The following is a 20807-nucleotide window of genomic DNA, read 5'->3' on the forward strand; positions in this document are numbered from 1 at the left end:
TTCGACCTACGGAGAACATACGATGAGCACTGACGGTGCCAAGAATGGAACCCGCTGGCTACCGCGCCTTCTGGGCGTGCTGCTGTTGCTGATGGGCCTGGCCCTGCTGGCAGGCGGCATCAAGCTGAGCCAGCTGGGAGGATCCCTGTACTACCTTATCGCCGGCATTGGCTTTGCCCTGTCCGGCATCCTCCTGCTGGCCATGCGCCGTATCGCTTTGGGCCTGTATGGCTTGGTGCTGTTGGGCAGCACGATCTGGGCACTGTGGGAAGTCGGCCTGGACTGGTGGCAACTGGTGCCACGTCTGGCGATCTGGTTCGCCGTCGGGGTCGTCCTGCTGCTGCCGTGGGCACGTCGTCCCCTGATCGGCCCGTCATCGAAAATCAACACCGCGCTGCTCAGCGTCGCGGTGGTCGCCGCCGGCGCCAGCGCCCTGGGCAGCCAGTTCACACACCCGGGCGAGACCTTCGGCACGCTCAATCGCGACAACAGCGAAATGGGCAGCGCAGCCCCCGACATGCCGGACGGCGAATGGCAGGCCTACGGCCGTACAGAACACGGCGACCGCTACTCGCCGCTGCGCCAGATCACCCCGCAGAATGCCTACCGACTGGAAGAAGCCTGGCGCATCCGCACCGGTGACCTACCGACCGATGACGATCCGGTAGAGCTGACCAACCAGAACACGCCGCTGAAGGTCAACGGCATGCTCTATGCGTGCACCGCTCACAGCAAGCTGCTGGCCTTGGATCCGGACACCGGTGCCGAGATCTGGCGCTTCGACCCGCAGATCAAGAGCCCTACCGGCTCGCTCAAGGGCTTTGCCCACATGACCTGCCGCGGCGTTTCGTACTATGACGAAAACCGCTACGTCAGCCGCGACGGCAAGCCTGCGCCAAAGATCTCCGACGCAGGCCAGATCGTGGCCCAGACCTGCCCGCGCCGCCTGTACCTGCCGACCGCCGACGCCCGCCTGATCGCCATCAACGCCGACAATGGCAAGGTCTGCGAAGGCTTCGCCAACCAGGGCGTGATCGACCTGACCACCGGCCTTGGGCCCTTCACCGCCGGCGGGTACTACTCCACCTCGCCAGCGGCGGTCACCCGCGAGCTGGTGATCATTGGCGGTCACGTCACCGACAACGAGTCGACCAATGAGCCGTCCGGCGTGATCCGCGCGTACGACGTGCACGACGGCCACCTGGTGTGGAACTGGGACAGCAACAACCCAGAGGACACCAAGCCACTCGCCGCCGGCCAGACCTACAGCCGCAACTCGGCCAACATGTGGTCGATCGCCAGCGTCGACGAAGACCTGGGGATGATCTACCTGCCGCTGGGCAACCAGACCCCCGACCAGTGGGGCGCCGACCGTACCCCAGGCGCCGAGAAGTACAGCGCCGGTATCGTCGCCCTGGACCTGGCCACCGGTAAAGTGCGCTGGAACTACCAGTTCACCCACCACGACCTGTGGGATATGGACGTGGGCAGCCAGCCGACCCTGGTGCACCTGAAAACCGACGATGGCATCAAGCCCGCGGTCATCGTGCCGACCAAGCAAGGCAGCCTGTATGTGCTAGACCGTCGCGACGGCACGCCGATCGTGCCGATCCGTGAGATTCCAGTCCCCCAAGGCGCCGTCAAAGGCGATCACACCGCACCGACCCAGGCACGTTCGGACCTCAACCTGCTCGGCCCCGAGCTGACCGAAAAGGCCATGTGGGGCGCAACGCCGTTCGATCAGATGCTCTGCCGTATCCAGTTCCGCAGCCTGCGCTACGAGGGCCAGTACACCCCGCCGTCCGAGCAGGGCTCGCTGGTCTACCCAGGCAACGTTGGCGTGTTCAACTGGGGTAGCGTGTCGGTCGACCCAGTTCGCCAGGTGCTGTTCACCTCGCCAAACTACATGGCGTTCGTCTCGAAGATGGTGCCCCGCGAGCAAGTTGCCGCCGGCAGCAAGCGCGAGAGCGAGACCAGCGGCGTGCAACCGAACACCGGTGCGCCCTACGCGGTGATCATGCATCCGTTCATGTCGCCTTTGGGCGTACCGTGCCAGGCGCCGGCCTGGGGTTACGTCGCGGCGATCGACCTGTTCACCAACAAAGTGATCTGGAAGCACAAGAACGGCACCACCCGCGACAGCACTCCAATACCGATCGGCCTGCCGGTCGGCGTACCGAGCATGGGTGGCTCGATCGTCACCGCAGGTGGCGTAGGCTTCCTCAGCGGCACCCTGGACCAGTACCTGCGCGCTTATGACGTGCACAACGGCAAGGAGCTGTGGAAAGCCCGCCTGCCAGCGGGTGGCCAAGCCACGCCAATGACCTACACCGGCAAGGATGGCAAGCAGTACGTGCTGGTCACCGCCGGCGGCCACGGCTCGCTGGGCACCAAGATGGGCGACTACATCATCGCCTACAAGCTCGCCGACTAAGCGGCAAGCGACAAAAGAAAGCGGGGCCTACGAGGCCCCGCTTTTTTCTTGCAGCTTGCAGCTCGAAGCTCAAAGCTTGAAACCCATCCCCCCCCGCCCCATCTAAGCACCATAGTCATTTGCGCAGGTGCCCCATGAGCGACCAGCAAGATCTACCGGACCATCCAGACGAACACGAGACAGTCGAACATCTCCACGCCAAGGCCACCCCCGGCCACCACCTTGCCCTGCCCGGCCAACAACTGCCGGACAAGGTCTATGTGATCCCGATCCACAACCGCCCGTTCTTCCCGGCCCAGGTCCTGCCGGTGATCGTCAATGAAGAACCTTGGGCAGAAACCCTGGATCTGGTCGCCAAGACCCCGCACCACTCCCTGGCCCTGTTCTTCCTGGACGAGCCGCCAGAAGACCATCGTCATTTCGACACCTCGTCCCTGCCGCAGTACGGCACCTTGGTCAAGGTCCACCACGCCAGCCGCGAGAACGGCAAGCTGCAGTTCGTCGCCCAGGGCCTGACCCGGGTGCGCATCCGGACCTGGCTCAAGCACCATCGCCCGCCCTACTTGGTGGAAGTGGACTACCCGCATCAACCCGCCGAACCCACCGACGAGGTGAAGGCCTATGGCATGGCCCTGATCAATGCGATCAAGGAGCTGTTGCCGCTCAATCCGTTGTACAGCGAAGAGCTGAAGAACTACCTCAACCGCTTCAGCCCAAACGACCCATCGCCCTTGACCGATTTCGCCGCCGCGCTGACCTCGGCTACCGGCGCGCAGCTGCAGGAAGTGCTCGACTGTGTGCCAATGCTCAAGCGCATGGAAAAAGTCCTGCCGATGCTGCGCAAGGAGGTCGAGGTTGCGCGTCTGCAAAACGAGATCTCCGCCGAGGTCAACCGGCAGATTGGCGAACACCAGCGCGAGTTCTTCCTCAAGGAACAGCTCAAAGTCATCCAGCAGGAGTTGGGCCTGACCAAAGACGACCGTAGCGCCGACCTGGAGCAGTTCCAGCAGCGCCTGGAAGGCAAGACCCTGCCGGAGCAGGCGAAAAAGCGCATCGACGAGGAAATGAACAAGCTGTCGATCCTCGAGACCGGTTCGCCGGAATACGCCGTCACCCGCAACTATCTGGACTGGGCCACCGCACTGCCCTGGGGCGTTTACGGCCAAGACAAGCTTGACCTCACCCATGCGCGCAAAGTCCTCGACCAGCATCACGCCGGGCTGGACGACATCAAGGATCGGATCCTGGAGTTCCTTGCCGTTGGGGCCTGGAAAGGCGAAATCAGCGGCTCCATTGTCCTGCTGGTCGGCCCGCCCGGGGTGGGCAAGACCAGTATCGGCAAGTCCATCGCCGAAAGCCTCGGCCGGCCGTTCTTCCGCTTCAGCGTCGGCGGCATGCGCGACGAGGCGGAGATCAAGGGCCACCGACGCACCTATATCGGCGCCCAGCCGGGCAAGCTGGTGCAGGCCCTGAAGGACGTCGAGGTGATGAACCCGGTGATCATGCTCGACGAGATCGACAAGATGGGCCAGAGCTACCAAGGCGACCCGGCCTCGGCGCTGCTCGAAACACTCGACCCCGAACAGAACGTCGACTTCCTCGACCATTACCTGGACCTGCGCCTGGACTTGTCCAAAGTGCTGTTCGTTTGCACCGCCAACACCTTGGACTCGATCCCCGGCCCACTGCTCGACCGCATGGAAGTGATCCGCCTCTCCGGCTACATCACCGAAGAGAAACTGGCGATCGCCAAGCGCCATCTATGGCCCAAGCAACTGGCCAAAGCCGGAGTCGCCAAATCCAGCCTGAGCATCAGCGACAGCGCTCTGCGCATGGTGATCGAGGGGTATGCACGCGAGGCCGGTGTGCGCCAACTGGAAAAACAGCTGGGCAAACTGGTGCGCAAGGCAGTGGTCAAGCTGCTCGAGACGCCGCAGGCCAAGCTCAAGATCGGCACCAAGGACTTGGAAGCGGCACTCGGTATGCCGGTGTTCCGCAGCGAGCAGGTGCTCGCTGGCAAGGGCGTGATCACCGGCCTTGCCTGGACCAGCATGGGCGGGGCCACCTTGCCGATCGAAGCCACCCGTATCCATACCCTCAACCGTGGCTTCAAGCTCACCGGCAAGCTGGGCGATGTGATGAAGGAATCGGCCGAGATCGCTTACAGCTATGTAAGCTCGAACCTGAAGCAGTACGGTGGCGACCCGAGCTTTTTCAACGAAGCCTTCATTCACTTGCACGTACCCGAGGGCGCCACGCCCAAGGATGGGCCGAGCGCCGGCATCACCATGGCAAGCGCCCTGTTGTCGCTCGCCCGGGACCAGGCGCCGAAAAAAGGCGTGGCCATGACCGGTGAACTGACACTCACCGGGCAGGTGCTACCGATTGGTGGGGTCCGTGAGAAGGTAATCGCCGCACGGCGACAGAAGATCTTCGAACTGATCCTGCCAGAGGCCAACCGCGGCGACTTCGAAGAGCTGCCGGACTATCTACGTGAAGGGCTGACTGTGCATTTCGCCAAGCGCTATGCCGACGTGGCGAAAGTGTTGTTCGCTTGATTGAACAGAGGGGCCACGGCCCCTCTGTTTTTCAGGCAAAAGCCTCACGCAATCGCTGCGCGTGCACGGCAACCTGTTTCCACTGTCCCAAGAATATTTTGAAGTACACCATGAAAAGCGCCAGCTCTCGCTGGCGTTTCACTTTGCTCAAATGATTGTGTGCACTTTCGACATACGTGCCTATCGCTTGCCAAGCCGTATGAAGTTTTTCAATATTGCCATGCACGCCAGCCAGCTGTAGATCACGCACGCCAAACAAAGCCCTAAGCTGCTCGCGATCTTCTTCTTCAAAAGTCGCTTTCCGACAGTTTGTCCAAAACGGCTCGAATCTCAGCGTGCACTTGCGCACCTCAACCGTATCAAGCGCTTTGATCACCCTATCCAGGTCGGGTTGTAATTCACGCCGGTGCGTTTCGCGAAAGTCCTCGATACCTGACATGTATTCAGTGAGATGGATGTCAAAGGCCTCGACCTCCCTCCGAAGACTGACCACGTATGCAATCATTGTTTCCACACGCGTCAAATCCCTGGGACTGAGTGCCAAATCCTTTTCGCGAGACAACGCCTCCCATCTATCTGCATGACCGTTCGCCATCTCGAGCCGAGACGCAATGTTCTGTATTTCTGCACTCCGCTGCGTGACCGTTTGGGTATGCCCGACCAATGCCTGACTCAGCGCACTTCCACGCTCACGCAAGGACCACCAAAAACCACTCCTGTAGGACAGCCTAGCGATCAGCCGTTCCAAATTACCAATAGTCAGGACTGGCTCAGAGACATACGAATAGCTCACCCAACGCGCCAATCGTCCTTGAGGTAAATCGTGAACCCTGCGGACATAGGCATCCAGCTGCGCAACAGAGGCTTTTAGATCACCCACGCCGCTTCGCGCCTGTTTGAAGAGCGCTGCCACTCGCACTTCCATCGCCCGTGCAGCGCTCCCCATCGGCATCAGCATCCTTTGTTCCATGAGCATTAACTCCGTAAGCCTGACCGCCGCTCTGATGAATGGCAGTCAGGCTATCGATCACGAATCAAAATGCATTGCTGATCTGCTTGATCATGCTGCGCTGATAAGCCAGGAGCGTCTTCAAAAACGCATCGATAGCACGCAGGTCTTCGATTCCCTTGTACTTGGCGTTCTTCAGCAGGTTGTAGAAACTCCCCAACGCCATGCTCAGCGCATTCAAGGCAATCAGGCAGGCCTTACGTTGCGCGACGAGCCTAGGCACATTTTCCAGCGCCTTGAGCTGTTGACGGCATGTCGCCAGGGTTCGGCTATTGGCGGCAAGGTCCCGCTGCAGCGTTCTGAGTCCGAGTGTCAATTGCCGACGCTGTGCCTGCAGTCGGCTGTAATTGAGGTCGGCAGACAACTGTCCAAGCGTTTTCTCCAGGTTTTTCAGGGCCTGGGCTGCGGCCTCACTCAGTAAGGCGATCTGCCCACCGGGCACTGCCAGCGCAGCCAATTGCTCGGGCGTGGGAATCAGGCCGTCGAACTTGACCTCGATATCGATAGCTTCCAGCGCTTTGAGGGCGGTATGCAGTGCCTCGATCTTGGACGACTCGGCGTCTATTTCGGCTTTCAAGGCGACACTGGTCGTTTCCAGTTCCATCTGCTGCCTGAATAAACGGGCTTCGTCGCGGGAGGCGTTGGGGGCAGACAAAGCCGACAACTCCGTAGAGGCATTCTTTACGCCACTGATTTGAATCGTCAGATTCGACAGCACTTTATTGATAGTTTCCTGGGCAATGAACAGAAGCTCAGGGTCTTCGCCGATGTCCTCAAGCGCATCGACGATATCCTCTAACCCGCTTGCATGCAGCTCTGCCTCCATCCGCAGGGCTTGAGTTGCCATTCGCTTGGTAATGCTGTCCAGAAACTTGGCATGTCGCTCAATCGATTCATACAACGTCGGCAAGGGCTTCAGGTTGCCCTGCTGCCACTCAAGCAGGAAAACACGGGTCGTCGAGAGAATGTCGTCCAGTACGGGTTGCTGGCTGGCAGGCGACAGATAAGAAACCTTGGCATTCATGGTAATAGTCCTTTAATGAATTAGCGTGCCGATGCGGCATTGTCGAAAACCGCTGTCAGTTGCAGCGAAGTGCGCTCGATTTCCTTCCACTGCCGGAGGAATCGTTTGAAAAAGATCAGAAAGATCGCCAGCCGCTGGCCATCTGTGATCTTTCCGAGCTCTTCGATGGAGCTGGTGATGTAGACCTCGACACGCTCCCAGACCGTCTGCAAATGGGAGGCTGAGGTCAGGACATCGTTAAGACGCACGTCCAGATCATCCACAAACTGGGTCATTTCCTTGAGCCGGCCTTCCAGATTCACACGGGCCTTCAGTTTCGCTGCGACCCCCCTGCGCTGTTGTTCTAACTTTTTACGTTGCTTACGCGCAGATTCTGCTTTGGCGCCATAGATCGCACCGCCGACAATAGCCCCAAGCGGCCCCCCAGCGAGGCTGCTCAGTCCGTTGGAAAGGTACCTGTCGTATTCTTTTTTAAGTTCGCCGATCTCGACGTCGAGGGCTTTGAGTTCAGTGCGCAACGCTTCAACCAGCCCGTCTTGTTTCTTGCGTTTTAGCGCCTTGTCCTTGTTGCCGACTGCAGGCAGCAACTCCTTTTTAACGGTGTCCCTGAAGGCTTCGCTGTCTTTCTTTACACCGTCTACACGCTTGGCATAGTTCCTGACATCGTCGTTGAGGATTTGCATGTACTCGACCAGTTGCGTGACGGCTTTCTGGTCCTCGGCGCCCAGTTTGACCGGCCTCGCGAGCGCCACTTGCTCCCAGGTCATTTGCGGTTTCAGAAATCTCAGGCGACTGCACTCTGCAACAATTTCCTCGCCAACGACATCGATCAAGTTGGCGGTGGTTGCCAGTTCGCTCGAGAGCCGCTTGCTGCGATCTGACAGTGTTGTCCAGGCGTTGGCATGACGACGCAGCCCCTCAAACAGGCTGGACATGGCCGAGGGCTTCAGCTCAGGCTCATCGATGGTCTTGTAGCCCAGCCATTGCTCAACGGTTTGTGGGGTCTTGGGCAAACCAAAAACAAAATTGGCATATTGGTTGATGGTGACGATGTGCTCGCGGCTGAGTGTCAGGCCGCCCTCATTACTACCGTCGCGCTCGGCCATTGCTGTAACCATTGCTACAGGTTGGCTGGCCGCCTCATTTGCCAGCGTTTCATAGCTGGCTCTTTGGAAACTCATACATTTCTCCTTGTACCCAAACCGGGCTGGTTTGGTGGTACAAAGTTATGACTCGCCCCGATGAGTCATCAGATGGCAATCGTTCCTCCTACAAGATCTATTGGTATATTCAGACAGGAGACTTCATGAGATCTCGCCTTGCACTGTTTCCCCTGGCCTTCGGGCTGTTGAGCGCCTGCAGCCAAACCCCGTCCTCCCCTGAACCTATCGTTCTGGAAAAAGCCAGTGAATGCCCAATCACCCTGGTGCCCGGACAAACATTGACCTTGCGTTTGCCCAGCAATCCCAGCACCGGTTACCGCTGGCTGGTTCAACACCCGGCGGCCAACATCCTGCGCAGCCTGGGCCCTGAGGTGTATAGCGATCCAGAAGACACAGGTGTGGTGGGCAGTGCAGGCCAGTCCTTGTGGCGCTTCCAGGCCCAGGGCCAAGGCGTGAGCCATCTCATTCTGGTGTATCAGCAACCCTGGGCACCCGAAGTGCGCCCTGCACAGACCTTCGACTGCGCCGTGACGGTCGACTGAACCTGCCCAGAGGCGATGCGCAAACGGTCAGGGTTGGCTAAAATGCACGCTCTTTACCACCCCCACCTGGTACTTCCGTGAGCCAACAACCCGACCGCCTCTTCGCCCAGCCCTTGGAGCAGGTGCCCGACTTTGCCTTCAACGAGGACGTGGTGCGGGTGTTCCCGGACATGATCAAGCGTTCGGTGCCAGGTTACCCGACCATTGTCGAGAACCTCGGCGTGCTCGCCGCCCGCTTCGCCCAGCCGCACACTGCGCTGTACGACCTGGGCGCATCACTGGGCGCGGTGACCCAGTCCCTGCGCCGGCACGTGCGTGCCGACGGCTGCCGGGTGATTGCGGTGGACAATTCCGCAGCCATGGTCGAGCGCTGCCGTCAGTACCTCACCGCCCAGGACTCGATGTTCCAGGAACTGCTGCCAGTACAGGTGCTGGAGGCCGATATCCTGGCCCTGCCCTTCGAGCCGGCCTCGGTGGTGGCGATGAACTTCACCTTGCAGTTCATCGCCCCGGACCAACGCCTGGCACTGCTAGGTCGCATCCGCCAGGCGCTGCTGCCCGGCGGCGCGCTCGTCCTCTCCGAGAAGCTGCGTTTTGCCGATGACCAGGAGCAGGACCTGCTCAACGAGTTGCACCTGGACTTCAAGCGTGCCAATGGCTACAGCGAACTGGAAATCGCCCAGAAGCGCAGCGCCATCGAGAACGTGATGAAACCCGACACCCTGCAGACCCACAAAGACCGCCTGCATGCCGCCGGCTTCTCCAAGGTCGTGCCTTGGTTCCAATGCCTCAATTTCGCCTCACTGATTGCCCTGCCATGATCGACCTCTCCCCCCTCGTCCGCCGCCTGGCGGGCACGCCCCTTGCCACGTGGTCCCAAGGCCTGCAAGCACAACTGCACACCAAGCTGGAGAAAGGCCATGGCGATCTCGATCGTTGGCGCGGCGCGCTGGATGCCCTGCCGGATCTGCTGCCCAGCGAGGTCGACTTGCAAAACGGCCTGCGTCTGGACAGCGACTGTGACGATGCCACCCGAGCCCGGATGCACCAAGCGTTGATGGGGCTCTCGCCCTGGCGCAAGGGGCCGTTCGACCTGTTCGGCGTCCACGTGGACACCGAATGGCGCTCTGACTGGAAGTGGTCGCGGGTAAGCCCGCATCTGGATCTGAAAGGCAAACGCGTGCTCGACGTCGGCTGCGGCAATGGCTACTACCAGTGGCGCATGCTAGGTGCCGGCGCCGACATGGTGATCGGCGTGGACCCCAACTGGCTGTTCTTCTGCCAGTTCCAGGCCGTGCAAAAGTACCTGCCGGAGCTTCCCGCCTGGCACCTGCCCTTCGCTCTGGAAGAGCTGCCAGCGAACCTAGAAGGCTTCGACACCGTGTTCTCCATGGGCGTGTTCTATCACCGACGCTCGCCCATCGAGCACCTGCTGGCGCTCAAGGACTGCCTGATCAAAGGTGGCGAGCTGGTGCTGGAAACCCTGGTCGTCGAGGGCGACGAACACCAGGTGCTGGTGCCCGAGGACCGCTACGCGCAGATGCGCAACGTTTGGTTCCTGCCGTCGGTGCCGGCCCTGGAGCGCTGGCTGCGCCGTGCCGGGTTCAGCGACGTGCGCTGTGTCGATGTCAGCGTCACCAGCGTGGACGAGCAGCGCAGTACCGACTGGATGCGCTACCAGTCGCTCGCCGACTTCCTCGACCCGAACGATCACAGCCGCACCATCGAGGGCCTCCCGGCCCCACGTCGCGCCACCTTGCTGGCACGCAAATAAAAAAGGCGCCCCCGTAGGGGCGCCAGACTCGCCTTCGTCAGAGGAGCGACTGCGAAGGCGGCTACACGTCAATCCTTGGCCAATTCACGGGCCTTCTCGTTCGCCTTGCGCTCACGCGCCACCACGGCTTGCTCTTTGTCGCCATGCAGGCGCTGCTGGTCTTGCCGGAACGCCTCCCAGAACTGCCTGGAACGCTCGGCGCCGCCTTCGGCCATTGCCCCAGAACTGCCCAGGGCGAGTACAGCCAACAACAAGTATTGGGTCAGGTTCATCGTGTTTGCCTCGTGATAACCAGTCGTTCGAGGCCATCGTAGCGAGGCGCAGCTAACGCCAAGGTGAGGCGGACATTACAGTGTTGCAAGACTTGAGCGGCGTTTCGGCACAGACTTGCGCAACGCCTTTCAGCCACATGTCCGGCCCATTACAAATCCGTTATTCAAGCTTTCCGCTCGGTTGCATCCCGTAACATCGGCAACCTTGACCCTGATCTCGCTACAGGGTCGAGAATCGCCACCTTTCATTACACCGAGCTTCCCATGCGCCTACTGATCATCGAAGACGAACTGCGTACCGCTGATTACCTGCAACAGGGTCTGCGCGAGAACGGCTACGTGGTCGACTGCGCCCATACCGGTATCGACGGGCTGCATTTGGCCCGCCAGCAGCCCTATGACCTGGTGATTCTCGACGTCAACCTGCCCGGCCTGGACGGCTGGAGCGTACTGCAACGCCTGCGCAGCGAATCGGCCACGCGGATCATGATGCTTACGGCCCATGGCCGCCTGGATGACCGGGTCAAAGGCCTGGACCTGGGCGCCGACGATTATCTGCTCAAACCCTTCGAATTCCCGGAATTGCTGGCTCGAATCCGCAGCCTTCTGCGGCGCAACGACCAGCATCTGCAACCGAGCACCCTGCGCGTCGCTGACCTGGAACTGGACCCTGGCCGCCACCGCGCCTACCGCGCAGGGCGGCGCATCGACCTGACCGCCAAGGAGTTCGCTCTGCTGCACCTATTGATGCGCCAGAGCGGCGAAGTGTTGTCGCGCACGCAGATCATCTCGCTGGTCTGGGACATGAATTTCGACTGCGACACCAACGTGGTGGAGGTGTCGATCCGTCGCCTGCGGGCCAAGATCGACGACCCGTTCGACGACAAACTGATCCACACTCTGCGCGGCGTGGGCTACGTGCTCGAGGCCAGGCCATGAAACCTGCCAGCCTGTCCTTGCGCCTGGGGTTGTCGGTGACCCTGATGGGCGCCACGCTGGTGCTATTGCTGGCTTGCCTGGCCGTGTTCGCTCTGCAACACGAACTGGACAGCCGCGCCCGCAAAGACCTGGACCGTAAGATGCTGCAGATCGAACACAATCTGCGCGTCGATCTACGCAACGAGGATCTGGCCCGCCGCGCCCATCCCTTGCTCGATGTGATCATGGGCCATGACAACCTGAGCCTGAGCATCCTGGCGCTCGACGGTCGTCACCCCTTGCTGCTGAGCCTGGGACCTGCGCTGGAAGCACGCCTGAACGAGCTGCCGGTCGGCGACCGGCTGAGCTTCCACGAGTGGCGCGACAGTGCCGATGCCCAGATCCTCACCGCCACCCGCCTGATGCGCCTGCGCGACGACACCACCGTTCGGGTGATGATGTCGCTCAATCGCGCCGACGATAACACCCTGCTCCAGGCCTACCTGAACTCGACATTGTTGGCCCTGCCCTTGTTGCTGGTACTGATCGGCCTCAGTGCCTGGAAACTGATGCAAATGGGATTGCGCCCTTTGCGTCACTTTCGCCGGATTGCCGGGCGCGTCTCGGCCCAGGACCTGGGGCATCGCCTTCCCGACACAGGCTTGCCGGTGGAACTGGCCGAACTGGCCAAGGCCATCAATGTCATGCTCGATCGCCTGGATCAAGGTGTACGCCAGCTCTCGCAATTCTCCGATGATCTGGCCCATGAGCTTCGCACGCCCATCGGTAATCTCATGGGCAAGGCCCAGGTCACCCTGGCCCGGGACCGCGATGGCACCTATTACCGGGAAGCACTGGAGGACAGTGTCGAGGAATTGACCCGCCTCAACCGCATCATCAACGACATGTTGTTTCTCGCCCAAGTCAGCCAACCCCAGGCCCAGGTACTGTTCGGACCACTGGCCCTGGCTCAGGAAGCGGAGCGTGTCTGCGAGCTGTTCGCCGTCAGCGCCGAGCTCAAGGGGATCGAACTGCATCTGCAGGGTTGGGGGACGGCCATGGCCGATCGCTTGATGTTCCAGCGGGCACTGTCCAACCTGTTGAGCAATGCCATCCGCCACAGCCCGGAGAACCAGGTGGTGACGGTCCTGATCGAACGTCAGGGCGATGAGATACACCTAGGGGTGCGCAACCAGGGGCCAGGCATAGCCGGGTGTCATCTGCCGCACCTGTTCGAACGCTTTTACCGCGCAGGATGCGGACGCTCGCGGCTGGAGGGTGGGACAGGATTGGGACTGGCGATCGTGAAGTCGATCATGCAGTTGCATGGCGGACGAGTCGAGGCCAGCAGCACGCCTGCTGGCCCTACCCGCTTCACCTTGGTATTCCGAGCGCAATGACGGGGGCTGTACCGGCGAAGGGGCCAGTACAGCCGAACGGCAATTAGCGAGAAGCCGCTACGATCAGCGCCTTCATCTCGGCCACAGCCGCCTTGAAACCGACGAACAGCGCATGGGCCACCAGCGCATGGCCGATGTTCAGTTCATTGATGCCCTTGATCGCCGCCACCGCCTCGACGTTGTGGTAGTGAAGGCCATGGCCGGCATTGACGATCAGCCCCTGCCCTACCCCCACGGCCACGCCGTCAATGATCCGCTGCAGCTCTTCGGCCACCTCGGTCGGGGTTTCGGCATCGGCATAGCGGCCGGTGTGCAGTTCGATCGCCGGTGCACCGACACGGCGCGAAGCTTCGATCTGACGCGCGTCCGGATCGATGAACAGCGAAACTTCAGCCCCTGTGCGCGACAGACGCTCCACCGCAGCCTTGATCCGAGCCTCCTGGCCGGCGACGTCCAGGCCACCCTCGGTCGTCAGTTCCTGGCGGGTTTCAGGCACCAGGCAGATATGCGCCGGACGGATCTTCTCGGCGAAGGCCATCATTTCTTCGGTGATGCCCATTTCGAAGTTCATGCGGGTCTGCAGCACGTCCTTGAGCAGCAGCACGTCGCGCTCCTGGATATGCCGGCGGTCTTCGCGCAGGTGCACGGTGATACCATCGGCGCCCGCTTCCTCGGCATCCAGCGCGGCCTTGACCGGGTCTGGGTAACGGGTGCCCCGGGCCTGGCGAAGGGTCGCCACGTGGTCGATGTTGACGCCAAGAAGCATGCGGTTGCTGTGAGTCACGAAAGGGCTCTCCTGAAAGTTGAGCCCCACAGCATACGATGTGCTCAACGCTTGCGAAACAGTTCCCGGCTCACCAGCGGCTTCGGCCCCAGGTGTACCGCCAAGGCCTGGCGCATCAGGCGCTTGGCAGCGAGCAACGCACCCGGGGCTTGCCAATCGGCCTCGGCCAGTGCCAGCAGCTCTGCCCCGGTGAACAACCCAGGCTGCGCCAGGTAAACCCGCTCCAGGCCCGCATCGACCTGCAGGCGATACAGTCCTTGGGTGTCGATGGGGTCGTCGTTGATATCGTGGGTCAGGGCAAAGGCATAACCTAACTCATCCAACAGGCGCCACTCGAAGGCACGCAACAGCGGCTCCAGGGGCCGACCGGCGGCCAGGGCCTGCAGCGTCAAGGTGTAGTGCTCGAACAACGCAGGATGCGGCGCCTCCGCAGGCAGCAGGCGCATCAACAGTTCATTGAGGTACAGCCCGCTGAACAAGGCATCGCCATGCAACCAGCCGCCGATGCCGACACTGTCCAGGCGACCGACGTTCTTCAGCTCCCCTCGCCCACGCAACTCCACCTCCAGCTCCACGAACGGCCGGACCAGGCTGCCCCCCTTGCCCCGGGCACGGCGCAGCACCGCACGTACACGGCCTTGGGGCGTGAGGAAATCCACCAGCGCGCTGGTTTCCTTGTAGGCACGGCTGTGAAGCACGTAGGCCGGCTGGCCGGCGGGTTGTTCCATCAGCGATCTCTGGGGTTTGAATGTGCCTGTGGGAGCGGGGCCACCTTCGAACGCATCAGTGAAACCACTGTCACTCGAAGGTGAACCCGCTCCCACAGGGTACGAGCCAGCTGTCTGTTGGCTCGAGCGGTTACAGGTCGCCGTAGCCCAGCGAGCGCAGGGCGCGCTCATCGTCGGACCAGCCGCCTTTGACCTTGACCCACAGGTTGAGCATGACCTTGGCGTCGAACAGCACTTCCATATCCTTGCGCGCGTCCGAGCCGATGCGCTTGATGCGCTCGCCCTTGTCACCAATGATGATCTTCTTCTGACCGTCACGCTCGACCAGGATCAACGCATGGATATGCAGCACATGGCCCTGCTGCTTGAATTCCTCGATCTCCACGGTGATCTGGTACGGAAGCTCAGCACCGAGCTGGCGCATGATCTTTTCGCGCACCAGTTCCGCAGCCAGGAAGCGGCTACTGCGGTCGGTGATCTGATCTTCCGGGAAGAAATGCTCGTTCTCGGGCAGATGCTTGGCGATCAACGCTTCCAAGGCTTCGAGGTTGTGGCCTTGCTGGGCGGAAATCGGCACGATCTCGGCATTGGGCAACTGCTGCTGCAGCCACTGCAAGTGCGGGATCAGCTCGGCTTTCTCATCCATGCGGTCGGTCTTGTTGACCGCCAGGATCACCGGGCCACTCACGTACTGCACACGCTCGAGCACCAGTTGGTCCTCGTCGGTCCAGCGGGTCCGGTCGACCACGAAGATGACTACGTCGACATCCTTCAAGGCAGCCGATGCGTTGCGGTTCATGTAGCGGTTCAAGGCCTTGTCGTTGGCCTTGTGCATACCGGGCGTATCGACGTAGATCGCCTGCACGTCGCCCTCGGTCTTGATACCGAGCATGTTGTGCCGGGTGGTCTGCGGCTTGCGCGAGGTGATCGCCAGCTTCTGGCCGAGGATGTGGTTGAGCAGCGTGGACTTGCCCACGTTGGGGCGACCGACGATCGCGACATAGCCGCAACGGGTCGAAGTGTTCTCAGTCATTGCCATTCTCCACGCCAAGGGCGATCAATGCAGCAGCGGCGGCGACCTGCTCGGCGATACGCCGGCTCACGCCCTGGCCACGGCTCTTGTTGTTCAGCAGCACCACCTCGCATTCGACGAAGAAGGTACGGCAGTGCGGTTCGCCCTGGATGTCCACCACTTCATAGCGTGGCAGTTCGCAGGCACGCGACTGCAGGAACTCCTGCAGACGAGTCTTGGGGTCTTTGTTGGTGTCGACCAGAGTCAACCCATCGAACTCACCGGCCAGCCAGGCCAGGATGCGTTCGCGTGCGGTCTCCATGTCGGCGTCCAGGTAGATCGCCCCGATCAGCGCTTCGAGGGCATCGGCCAGGATCGACTCCCGCCGGAAACCACCGCTCTTGAGCTCACCCGAGCCCAAGCGCAGGTATTCGCCCAGATCGAAGCCCCGGGCCAGACGGGCCAGGGTCTCACCTTTGACCAGACGGGCGCGCAGGCGCGAGAGCTGGCCTTCGCGGGCCTGCGGAAAACGCTCGAACAGCGCTTCGCCGGCCACGAAGTTGAGGATGGCATCGCCCAGAAACTCCAGGCGCTCGTTGTTGCGCCCGGCATAGCTGCGATGAGTCAGGGCCAGGAGCATCTGGTCCTGGTTCTTGAAGGTATAGCCGAGCTTGCGCTCCAGGCGCGCGAGGGAAGCACTCATGGGGCCACCCGTGGATTGTTCAACGCGTTGTTCAAATCAACATCCTGAAAGACTGTTTGGCTGTGGCCCACCACCTTGTGGGCGGCGGAATCTCTCGATCCCTGAGAACACAGCCTATGTCAGAAATGCATTCGGCGCTGTCTGTCAGACAGCGCCGTTGGGTATCAATGGATCAGGCCTACCCGCGACAGGTTGGGGAAGTGGCTGAGCTTGGGCTCCGGCCAGCTCATCCAGACCGCGAAGGCCTTGCCGACAATGTTGCGATCCGGAACCATGCCGTGCAGTTCCTTGGGAATGTTCGGATCGTCCCAGTAGCGGCTGTCGTTGGAGTTGTCGCGGTTGTCACCCATCATGAAGTAATGGCCAGCCGGAACGGTCCATTGCTGGTCCGGCGGCATGCGGTAGCGGCTCATTTCCTTGCGGATCAGGTGCTCGGCCTCGCCGAGTTTTTCCTTGTACAGCTGGGCACTGCCCAGGGTGCCTGGCTCGGTACCGACCAATTGCTCGGCGACCGGCTGGCCATTGACGTACAGACGCTTGTCGCTGGTGTAGCGCACCTGATCGCCCGGCAGCCCGACCACACGCTTGATGTAGTTGACATTCGGGTCGCTCGGGTAGCGGAACACCATCACGTCGCCGCGCTGCGGGTCTCCCACCTCGATGACTTTCTTGTCGATCACCGGCAGGCGAATACCGTAGGAGAACTTGTTCACCAAGATGAAATCGCCCACTTCCAGAGTCGGTTTCATCGATCCCGATGGGATCTGGAACGGCTCGACCAGGAACGAACGCAACACCAGCACGATGAACAGCACCGGGAAGAACGACTTGCCGTACTCGACGAGCAACGGCTCCTTGTTCAGGCGCTCGAGCACTGCCATCTCGGGCTGGCTGACGCTGCCCTGGTAGTTGGCGACCGCCGCTCGCCGGCGCGGAGCCAGGAACAGCAGGTCGATCAAGCCCAACAGGCCGCAGACAGCTACGGCGATGACTAGCAACAGCGGGAAATTTAGCGACATAGGACCTAGCTATCCAACCTGAGCACGGCGAGGAAGGCTTCCTGCGGGATCTCCACGTTGCCGACCTGCTTCATGCGTTTCTTACCGGCCTTCTGCTTCTCCAGCAGCTTCTTCTTACGGCTGACGTCACCGCCGTAGCACTTAGCCAGTACGTTCTTTCTGAGCGCCTTGACGGTCGTACGGGCGACGATCTGGCCACCGATGGCTGCCTGGATCGCCACATCGAACATCTGCCGAGGGATCAGCTCCTTCATCTTCTCAGTCAGCGCACGGCCCTTGTAGTGGGCATTGTCGCGGTGAACGATCAGCGCCAGGGCGTCTACCTTGTCGCCGTTGATCAGCACGTCCAGCTTGACCAGGTTGGCCGACTGGTAGCGATCGAAATGATAGTCCAGCGAAGCGTAACCGCGGCTGGTGGACTTGAGTTTATCGAAGAAGTCCAGCACCACTTCGTTCATCGGCAGGTCGTAGCGCACCTGTACCTGGCTGCCGAGGAACTGCATGTCGCGCTGCACGCCACGCTTCTCGATGCACAGGGTGATGACGTTACCCAGGTGCTCCTGAGGCACGAGGATGGTGGCGGTGACGATTGGCTCACGGAAGTCCTGGACCGCAGAAACATCCGGTAGCTTGGATGGGTTGTCGACGTAGATGGTCTCACCGGTCTTGAGCACCAGCTCGTAGATCACGCTCGGCGCGGTGGTGATCAGGTCCAGGTCGTATTCGCGCTCCAGGCGCTCCTGAATGATCTCCATGTGCAACATGCCGAGGAAGCCGCAACGGAAGCCGAAGCCCAGTGCGTCGGAGCTTTCCGGCAGGTATTGCAGCGAGGAGTCGTTCAAGGTCAGCTTCGACAGTGCGTCGCGGAAATCTTCAAAATCGTCGGAGCTGACCGGGAACAGGCCGGCATAAACCTGCGGCTGGATCTTTTTGAAGCCTGGCAGCACTTCGACCTCTGGGGTCGAGGACAGGGTCAGGGTGTCACCGACCGGTGCCCCGTGAATGTCTTTGATGCTGGCGATGATGAAGCCCACCTCGCCCGCCTTGAGGTCGGCGGTCTGCGTGTGTTTCGGGGTGAAGACACCGACGCTGTCCACCAGATGCACCTTGCCGGTGGACTTGACCAAGATCTTGTCCCCTTTCTTGACCCGGCCATGACGCACGCGGACCAGGGAGACGACGCCCAAGTAATTGTCGAACCAGGAATCGATGATCAGTGCCTGCAGAGGAGCATCGATTTCGCCTTCCGGGGCGGGAATGGTCTGCACCAGACGCTCGAGGACCTCATCGACGCCCATGCCGCTCTTGGCGCTGCATGCCACGGCATCGGTGGCGTCGATGCCGATGATCTTCTCGATCTCGTCCTTGACGCGGTCTGGGTCGGCCTGGGGCAGGTCCATCTTGTTAAGCACCGGCATGACCTCCAGGCCCTGCTCGATAGCGGTGTAGCAGTTGGCCACGGACTGGGCCTCGACACCCTGACCGGCGTCCACGACCAGCAGCGCGCCTTCGCACGCGGCCAGGGAACGGCTGACTTCATAGGTGAAGTCGACGTGGCCGGGAGTATCGATGAAGTTCAGCTGGTAGACCTTGCCGTCCTGGGCCTTATAGCTCAGCGTGACGCTGTGGGCCTTGATGGTGATCCCGCGCTCACGCTCCAGATCCATGGAATCGAGGACCTGGGCTTCCATTTCGCGTGCCGACAGGCCACCGCACATCTGGATGAAACGGTCGGCCAGCGTCGACTTGCCATGGTCGATGTGGGCGATGATGGAGAAATTGCGGATATGACTCAAATCACTCACGGGTCAACACTCGAAAAGGCTGCGAGCCGGACGCCCGCCGAAAAATAGCCGGGAATTGTACCTTAAGCGGCAGGGATATGGGAGATTCCAGATCAAGCGACATGGTAACGAGCGCTGCCCTGTAGGAGCCCCGAATTGCGCGCGCCCGAGCTACCCGCAGCCCTTGGATGAGGGGCGACAACGGAATATTTCATGAAAAAGGGCAGCCGAAGCTGCCCTTTCCTATGCAGTGCGCAGATTATTCCGCCAACTTGAAGGTAATGAAGCTGGCTCGGCCCTGACGCAGCACGCGCATCGACACCGAACGATTCTTCGGCAGATCCTTGGCAATTTCGGTGAACTGCTTGGCCGAAGCGATCGCCTGGTTGTTCAGGTGACTGATGACATCGCCAGGACGCAGGCCAATCAACGCCGCCGGACCATCCTGGACCTCCTTGATGACCACGCCGCCCTTGAGTTCCAGGGACTTTTTCTGCTCGGCGGTCAGGTCGGCCACGGAAACGCCCAGACGGTTGCTGTTGCGTTCTGCGCCGGCTCCAGCGCCGGTACCGATGTCCGCATCGTCCTCGGGCAGCGCGCCGATGGTGATATCCAGATTCTGGCGCTTGCCGTTGCGGATGATCTCCAAACGAGCCTTGGCGCCGTCCTTGAGGCTGCCGACCAAGTGCGGCAGGTCGGCCGACATGATGATCGGCTGGCCATTCATGCTCAGAATCACGTCCCCTACCTGCAAGCCACCCTTGGCTGCCGGACCGTCCTCTAGCACTTGGGCGACCAAGGCACCGGCTGGCTTGTCCAGACCGAAGGATTCAGCCAGGTCCTTGTTGACCTCCTGGATCACCACGCCAAGCCAGCCACGACTGACCTTGCCGTCCTTCTTCAGCTGATTGGAAACATCCAGCGCCACATCGATCGGGATAGCGAACGACAGCCCCATGAAGCCACCGGAACGGGTGAAAATCTGCGAGTTGATGCCCACCACCTCGCCATTCATGTTGAATAGCGGGCCACCGGAGTTACCCGGGTTGATCGCCACGTCGGTCTGGATGAACGGGACATAAGTGTCGTTGGGCAGGGTCCGCCCCTTGGCGCTCACGATGCCCTTGGTCACCGAATGGTCGAAGCCGAACGGCGAGCCGATCGCCAGCACCCACTCACCGACCTTGAGCTTTTCGGAGTCGCCGAGCTTGACGGTCGGCAGGTTCTTGCCTTCGACCTTGAGCAAGGCCACGTCTGTGCGCGGATCGGTACCGACCAGCTTGGCCTGCAGCTCGCTGCGGTCGGACAGACGCACGATGATCTCATCGGCATCGGCGACCACATGGTTGTTGGTCAGCACATAGCCATCGCTGGAGATGATGAAGCCCGAACCGAGCGACTGGGCTTCTCGTTGACGGTCACCACGGGGCGAGCGCGGCACTTGCGGCATGTTGCGCTCGAAGAACTCGCGGAACATCGGCGGCAGGCCTTCCAGGTCCGGCATCTGCCCGGCGGCGACACGGCGGTCCGGCAGCTTCTGCTTGGTACTGATGTTCACCACAGCAGGCGAGGCCTGCTCGACCAGGGTGGTGAAGTCCGGCAGGGCTTCCTCGGCCTGGGCGGTGAGCACCTGGCCAAGCATCAGCACGGCGGCGAACATCGATAGGTAGGATTTCAAGCGTG

The 20807-nt window shown here is 61.2% G+C and carries 18 protein-coding genes; 7 read left to right on the forward strand and 11 right to left on the reverse strand.

The window, feature by feature from the left end; all coding sequences use genetic code 11:
- Positions 1 to 22: 22 nt before the first annotated feature.
- Complete coding sequence (locus tag J5X93_RS20775) at positions 23 to 2434, forward strand: glucose/quinate/shikimate family membrane-bound PQQ-dependent dehydrogenase (RefSeq protein WP_102081816.1); 2412 nt, start codon at positions 23 to 25, stop codon at positions 2432 to 2434.
- 134 nt (positions 2435 to 2568) lie between these two features.
- The gene (gene lon / locus J5X93_RS20780) at positions 2569 to 4992 is read left to right on the forward strand and encodes an endopeptidase La (RefSeq protein WP_043206485.1); all 2424 of its coding nucleotides are present in this window, start codon (positions 2569 to 2571) and stop codon (positions 4990 to 4992) included.
- Between the two features lie 31 nt (positions 4993 to 5023).
- Here the strand turns inward: lon and J5X93_RS20785 are convergent, their stop codons facing one another.
- The 3 genes from J5X93_RS20785 to J5X93_RS20795 form a co-directional block, all read right to left on the reverse strand.
- Complete coding sequence (locus tag J5X93_RS20785; RefSeq protein ID WP_250033963.1) at positions 5024 to 5950, reverse strand: hypothetical protein; 927 nt, start codon at positions 5948 to 5950, stop codon at positions 5024 to 5026.
- 76 nt (positions 5951 to 6026) lie between these two features.
- Complete coding sequence (locus J5X93_RS20790; RefSeq protein WP_043206482.1) at positions 6027 to 7025, reverse strand: alpha-xenorhabdolysin family binary toxin subunit B; 999 nt, start codon at positions 7023 to 7025, stop codon at positions 6027 to 6029.
- A 20-nt stretch (positions 7026 to 7045) separates the two neighbouring features.
- Positions 7046 to 8206, reverse strand: coding sequence for an alpha-xenorhabdolysin family binary toxin subunit A (locus J5X93_RS20795; protein ID WP_043206481.1), 1161 nt, complete (start codon positions 8204 to 8206; stop codon positions 7046 to 7048).
- Between the two features lie 125 nt (positions 8207 to 8331).
- Between J5X93_RS20795 and J5X93_RS20800 the strand changes: the two genes are divergently transcribed.
- From J5X93_RS20800 to cmoB, 3 genes are all read left to right on the forward strand, one after another.
- Positions 8332 to 8730 carry a protease inhibitor I42 family protein gene (locus J5X93_RS20800; protein ID WP_043206480.1) on the forward strand — a complete coding sequence of 133 codons (399 nt, stop codon included), beginning with the start codon at positions 8332 to 8334 and terminating at the stop codon, positions 8728 to 8730.
- A gap of 77 nt (positions 8731 to 8807) precedes the next feature.
- Positions 8808 to 9551 (forward strand): carboxy-S-adenosyl-L-methionine synthase CmoA, encoded by a 744-nt coding sequence (cmoA, locus tag J5X93_RS20805; RefSeq protein WP_070574921.1) that lies wholly within the window; start codon positions 8808 to 8810, stop codon positions 9549 to 9551.
- Complete coding sequence (cmoB, locus tag J5X93_RS20810) at positions 9548 to 10504, forward strand: tRNA 5-methoxyuridine(34)/uridine 5-oxyacetic acid(34) synthase CmoB (protein ID WP_102081814.1); 957 nt, start codon at positions 9548 to 9550, stop codon at positions 10502 to 10504. Before cmoA ends, cmoB begins: the two co-directional genes overlap by 4 nt.
- Positions 10505 to 10572: 68 nt before the next feature.
- Here the strand turns inward: cmoB and J5X93_RS20815 are convergent, their stop codons facing one another.
- On the reverse strand, positions 10573 to 10776 hold the full coding sequence (locus J5X93_RS20815) for a DUF2790 domain-containing protein (RefSeq protein ID WP_043206477.1): 204 nt from the start codon (positions 10774 to 10776) through the stop codon (positions 10573 to 10575).
- Positions 10777 to 11040: 264 nt separating this feature from the next.
- On the opposite strand from J5X93_RS20815, the gene J5X93_RS20820 reads away from it, so the two are divergent.
- Both J5X93_RS20820 and J5X93_RS20825 read left to right on the forward strand, forming a co-directional pair.
- The gene (locus J5X93_RS20820) at positions 11041 to 11715 is read left to right on the forward strand and encodes a heavy metal response regulator transcription factor (protein WP_043206476.1); all 675 of its coding nucleotides are present in this window, start codon (positions 11041 to 11043) and stop codon (positions 11713 to 11715) included.
- The gene (locus J5X93_RS20825; RefSeq protein ID WP_102081813.1) at positions 11712 to 13094 is read left to right on the forward strand and encodes a heavy metal sensor histidine kinase; all 1383 of its coding nucleotides are present in this window, start codon (positions 11712 to 11714) and stop codon (positions 13092 to 13094) included. Before J5X93_RS20820 ends, J5X93_RS20825 begins: the two co-directional genes overlap by 4 nt.
- A 43-nt stretch (positions 13095 to 13137) precedes the next feature.
- On the opposite strand, the gene pdxJ is transcribed toward J5X93_RS20825, so the two are convergent.
- From pdxJ to J5X93_RS20860, 7 genes are all read right to left on the reverse strand, one after another.
- Positions 13138 to 13860, reverse strand: a complete 723-nt coding sequence (gene pdxJ / locus J5X93_RS20830; RefSeq protein WP_232111557.1) for a pyridoxine 5'-phosphate synthase — start codon at positions 13858 to 13860, stop codon at positions 13138 to 13140.
- Between the two features lie 62 nt (positions 13861 to 13922).
- On the reverse strand, positions 13923 to 14606 hold the full coding sequence (gene recO, locus J5X93_RS20835) for a DNA repair protein RecO (protein WP_043206473.1): 684 nt from the start codon (positions 14604 to 14606) through the stop codon (positions 13923 to 13925).
- Between the two features lie 130 nt (positions 14607 to 14736).
- Positions 14737 to 15639: a GTPase Era gene (gene era / locus J5X93_RS20840; RefSeq protein WP_043206472.1), complete on the reverse strand. Its 903-nt coding sequence runs from the start codon at positions 15637 to 15639 to the stop codon at positions 14737 to 14739.
- Complete coding sequence (gene rnc / locus J5X93_RS20845; protein ID WP_043206471.1) at positions 15632 to 16321, reverse strand: ribonuclease III; 690 nt, start codon at positions 16319 to 16321, stop codon at positions 15632 to 15634. Before rnc ends, era begins: the two co-directional genes overlap by 8 nt.
- Before the next feature lie 164 nt (positions 16322 to 16485).
- Complete coding sequence (gene lepB / locus J5X93_RS20850; protein WP_043206470.1) at positions 16486 to 17340, reverse strand: signal peptidase I; 855 nt, start codon at positions 17338 to 17340, stop codon at positions 16486 to 16488.
- A 5-nt stretch (positions 17341 to 17345) separates the two neighbouring features.
- Positions 17346 to 19145 (reverse strand): translation elongation factor 4, encoded by a 1800-nt coding sequence (gene lepA, locus J5X93_RS20855; RefSeq protein WP_043206469.1) that lies wholly within the window; start codon positions 19143 to 19145, stop codon positions 17346 to 17348.
- A gap of 238 nt (positions 19146 to 19383) precedes the next feature.
- The gene (locus tag J5X93_RS20860; protein ID WP_371906690.1) at positions 19384 to 20784 is read right to left on the reverse strand and encodes a DegQ family serine endoprotease; all 1401 of its coding nucleotides are present in this window, start codon (positions 20782 to 20784) and stop codon (positions 19384 to 19386) included.
- Between the last annotated feature and the right edge of the window lie 23 nt (positions 20785 to 20807).

It is taken from the genome of Pseudomonas sp. BYT-1 (assembly GCF_023611805.1).
GTDB lineage: Bacteria > Pseudomonadota > Gammaproteobacteria > Pseudomonadales > Pseudomonadaceae > Aquipseudomonas > Aquipseudomonas guariconensis.

Bases quoted from the DNA above. Each gene is read 5' to 3' on its own strand.
- J5X93_RS20775 (WP_102081816.1), top strand. From the start codon at position 23: ATGAGCACTGACGGTGCCAAGAATGGAACCCGCTGGCTACCGCGCCTT.
- lon (WP_043206485.1), top strand. From the start codon at position 2,569: ATGAGCGACCAGCAAGATCTACCGGACCATCCAGACGAACACGAGACA.
- J5X93_RS20785 (WP_250033963.1), bottom strand. From the start codon at position 5,950: ATGCTGATGCCGATGGGGAGCGCTGCACGGGCGATGGAAGTGCGAGTG.
- J5X93_RS20790 (WP_043206482.1), bottom strand. From the start codon at position 7,025: ATGAATGCCAAGGTTTCTTATCTGTCGCCTGCCAGCCAGCAACCCGTA.
- J5X93_RS20795 (WP_043206481.1), bottom strand. From the start codon at position 8,206: ATGAGTTTCCAAAGAGCCAGCTATGAAACGCTGGCAAATGAGGCGGCC.
- J5X93_RS20800 (WP_043206480.1), top strand. From the start codon at position 8,332: ATGAGATCTCGCCTTGCACTGTTTCCCCTGGCCTTCGGGCTGTTGAGC.
- cmoB (WP_102081814.1), top strand. From the start codon at position 9,548: ATGATCGACCTCTCCCCCCTCGTCCGCCGCCTGGCGGGCACGCCCCTT.
- J5X93_RS20815 (WP_043206477.1), bottom strand. From the start codon at position 10,776: ATGAACCTGACCCAATACTTGTTGTTGGCTGTACTCGCCCTGGGCAGT.
- J5X93_RS20820 (WP_043206476.1), top strand. From the start codon at position 11,041: ATGCGCCTACTGATCATCGAAGACGAACTGCGTACCGCTGATTACCTG.
- J5X93_RS20825 (WP_102081813.1), top strand. From the start codon at position 11,712: ATGAAACCTGCCAGCCTGTCCTTGCGCCTGGGGTTGTCGGTGACCCTG.
- pdxJ (WP_232111557.1), bottom strand. From the start codon at position 13,860: ATGCTTCTTGGCGTCAACATCGACCACGTGGCGACCCTTCGCCAGGCC.
- recO (WP_043206473.1), bottom strand. From the start codon at position 14,606: ATGGAACAACCCGCCGGCCAGCCGGCCTACGTGCTTCACAGCCGTGCC.
- era (WP_043206472.1), bottom strand. From the start codon at position 15,639: ATGACTGAGAACACTTCGACCCGTTGCGGCTATGTCGCGATCGTCGGT.
- rnc (WP_043206471.1), bottom strand. From the start codon at position 16,321: ATGAGTGCTTCCCTCGCGCGCCTGGAGCGCAAGCTCGGCTATACCTTC.
- lepB (WP_043206470.1), bottom strand. From the start codon at position 17,340: ATGTCGCTAAATTTCCCGCTGTTGCTAGTCATCGCCGTAGCTGTCTGC.
- J5X93_RS20860 (WP_371906690.1), bottom strand. From the start codon at position 20,784: ATGTTCGCCGCCGTGCTGATGCTTGGCCAGGTGCTCACCGCCCAGGCC.